We start from the raw sequence: 3,687 nt of genomic DNA on the forward strand, positions 1-3,687 counted from the left end.
TTTCAACTATCTGGGTCGGGGGGGTGCCCGCTATACCGCGGGGGGGGGGGCACCCACTCCCGAATTCGACGCGCTGACCGCGACCACCGACCCCCGCATGGCGCTGCCCGCGGTCGTCGACATCAACGCCATCGCCGAGGAGGGCCCCGACGGGCTGGAACTCGAGGCGACCTGGGAGTACGCCACGCAGATCCTGCGCGCCGCCGATGTCGAGGAACTGGCGCAGCGGTGGGTGCAGGCGCTGCGCGCGCTGGCCGCGCACGTCGAATCCGACACCGCGGGCGGCTACACCCCCTCGGACTTCCCGCTGGCCGAGGTGACCGCCGAGGACATCGACGCCTGGCAGCGTGAGTACCAGGGCATGACCGACGTGTGGCCGTTGACGCCGTTGCAGTCCGGTCTGCTGTTCCACGCCGTCTACGACACCGACGGCTCCGACGGCTACACGGTGCAGGCAGCGCTGAGTTTCACCGGCGAGGTCGACCCCGAACGGATGCGCCGCGCCGCGCAACTGCTCATCGACCGGCACGACAGCCTGCGCGCCGCCTTCGTCGAAAGCCCCTCCGGCCCACGGCAGATCGTGCTGCGCCGGGTGCCGGTGGACTGGCGCTACACCGACATCGCCGACCGGGGTGACCGGGCGGCCGAGCTGCGGCGGATCGCCGAGGCGGCGGCCGAACCGTTCGACCCCGCACACCCGCCGCTGCTGCGCTTCCACCTGGTGCGCACCGGCGCGGACGAGTACCGGCTGCTGGTGACCAACCACCACATCGTGCTCGACGGCTGGTCCATGCCGCTGATCGTGCACGAACTGCTCACCGCCTACCGCACCGAGGGCGACCCGGCCGCGCTCGGCCCGGCCCGCTCCTACCGGGACTACCTGCACTGGCTGGCCACGCAGGATCACGACGCCGCCCTGGCGGCCTGGCGTCGCATGCTCGACGGCATCGAGAGCCCGACCAGGGTCGCCGGCCACGGCGACCGCGTGGTCACCGACGAGACCGGCGAGGTGACGCTGCGCCTCGATCCGGCCACCAGCGCCGCGGTGCTCGCGCTCGGCCGCTCGCACGGGGTCACCGCGGGCACCGCCATCCAGGCCGCCTGGGCGCTGCTGCTCACCGTGCTGTCCGGCCGCTCGGACGTGGTGTTCGGCAACACCGTCTCGCACCGCCCGCCGCAGCTGGCCGGTGTGGAGCGCATGGTCGGCCTGTTCATCAACACCCTGCCGGTGCGGGTCCGGCTCGAGCCCGGCGAGACCGTGGCCGATCTGCTGACCCGGGTGCAGTCCGAGCAGGCCGCCATGCTCGACCACCGGCACGTCGGTCTGGCCGAACTCCAGCGCGAGACCGGCGTGGCCGACATGTTCGACACCGTGACCGTGCTCGAGTCCTACCCGCTCGACCAGCGCGAGCTGTCCGGCGATCTGTCCGGCGCCGGCCTGCGCCTCACGGAGGTGGACGCCCAGGACGCCACGCCGTACCCGCTCAGTCTGCAAGTGACCCCGCCGCGGCCGGGCCACGAGGGCAGCGGCGCGCTCGGCGAGTCCGACACCCACACCGTGACACTGCGTTTCGCCACCGACCGGTTCGACGCCGAGCAGGCGCGCGCGTTGCTCGACCGGTTCGCGCTGATCCTGTCCCAGCTGGCCGCCGACCCGGCCCCCCGGGTCGCCGCGCTGCGCACCTGCCGCGCTGCCGAACGCGCCGAACTGCTCTCGGTCGGCGCGCCCGCGCGAGCCGCCGAGCGCACCCTGCGGGAGATCCTGGCCGAGGCCGCTTCCACCCACGCCGAGGAGACGGCCGTCCGCTTCGGTCGCGACGCGCTCACCTACGCCGAACTCGACCGCCGCGCGACCCGGCTGGCCCGGGTGCTGAGCGCGCGCGGCGCCCGCCCCGAGGTCTTCGTCGCCCTTGCCCTGCCGCGTTCGGCCGAGCTGATCGTGGCGGTGTGGGCGGTGGCGAAGACCGGCGCGGCCTTCGTCCCGCTTGACCCGGCGAACCCGTCCGAGCGGATCGCCGAACTGCTGGCCGACTCGGGCAGCCGGATCGGCGTCACCCTCGACACGGTGGCGCACGGACTCCCGGGCACCGTGGACTGGATCGTGCTCGGCGACCGGGACGATCCGGCCGCCTTCGATCCGGCCGCCTTCGATCCGGCCCCTGAGCCCGGCGACACCGAGACCGGCGACCGGGTGCGGGACGAGCGCACACCCGAACCCCGCCCCGCTCTCCGGCCGGAGAACACGGCCTACGTCATCTATACCTCCGGTTCGACCGGCAAGCCCAAGGCGGTCCAGGTCAGCCACCGCGGCCTGGCCGGACTTGTCGCCGCGCAGGTGGATTCGTTCGCCGTGAGCATCGAGTCGCGCGTGCTGAACGTCGCCTCGCCCGGCTTCGACGCCTGCGTCTCCGAGCTGCTGCTCGCCCACAGCGCGGGCGCCTGCCTGGTGGTCGCCCCGCCGGAGTCCTACGCAGGCGCCGACCTGGAGGCTTTGCTCGCCGAGCAGCGGGTCACCCACGCCGTCATCACCCCCACCGTGCTGAGCACCCTCGATCCGGCGCGCCTGCCCGAGCTGACCACCATCGCCGTGGTCGGCGAGGCGACCGGCGCCGAGGTGGTCGAGCGCTGGGCGCCCAGCCGCACCCTGATGAACCACTACGGCCCCACCGAGGCCACCGTATGGGCCACCGGCTCGGACACGCTGCGGCCCGGGGAGCCGGTCACCATCGGCGCCCCGATCCCCGGCGTCACCGCGGTGGTGCTCGACCACTGGCTGCGCCCGGTGCCCGAGGGCGTGACCGGCGAGCTGTACCTGGGCGGCCCCGGCCTGGCCCGCGGCTACCACGGCCGCCCCGATCTCACCGCCACCCGGTTCGTGCCCGACCCGTTCGCCGGCGACGGCGCGCGCCTGTACCGCACCGGCGACGCGGTGCGCTGGCTGCGCGGCCGGACCGGCCTGGAACTGGAGTATCTCGGGCGCAACGACCAGCAGGTCAAGATCCACGGCCTGCGCATCGAACCGGAGGAGATCGACGCCCACCTGGCCCGCCACGAGTGCGTCGCCACCGCCGCCACCGTGGCGCGCCCCGGTCCGGCGGGCGAACCGGTCCTGGTGTCCTATGTGGTGCCGGTGCCCGGCGCCGCGGTCGACGTGCGCGCCCTGCACGACGACCTGGCCGCCGAACTGCCGCACTACATGAACCCGTCGGCCATCGTGGTGCTCGACGCCATGCCGATGTCGGCATCCGGCAAGATCGCGCGCAATGTGCTGCGCCAGCGCGAATTCCAGGCCGAGATCACTCCGGGCCGGGCGCCGTCGACGCCCGCCGAGCACATCATGGCCCGGTTGTTCGCCGAGGTCCTGCACCTCGACCCGCACAGCGTCAGCGCGCAGAGCAACTTCTTCACCCTCGGCGGCGACAGCATCGTCTCCATGCGCCTGGTCGCGCTGGCCAAGGCGGCGGGGCTGGTCATCACCCCGCGAGATGTGTTCGACGCCAAGACGGTCGCCGCCCTGGCGGCCAAGGCCCGCACCACCGCCGAGGACACGGCGATCGAGCCGCCGGCCCGGCCGTCCGGGCGCGGGCGCGGCGGCCGCCCAGCCCGCCCGGAGGCCTTCCCGCTGGTACGGCTCACCGCCCCCGACGTCCCCCGTCTCGAGCACCCCAACGGCGCGGTGGCCGCCCG

1 protein-coding gene is annotated in these 3,687 nt (G+C 73.9%); it reads left to right on the forward strand.

Annotated features, from left to right (window positions below):
* On the forward strand, positions 1–3,687 hold a 3,687-nt coding region (locus tag QH283_RS05440), incomplete at both ends, for an amino acid adenylation domain-containing protein (RefSeq protein ID WP_280501915.1).

The organism is Nocardia farcinica (assembly GCF_029867845.1).
Taxonomy (GTDB): Bacteria; Actinomycetota; Actinomycetes; order Mycobacteriales; family Mycobacteriaceae; genus Nocardia; species Nocardia farcinica_A.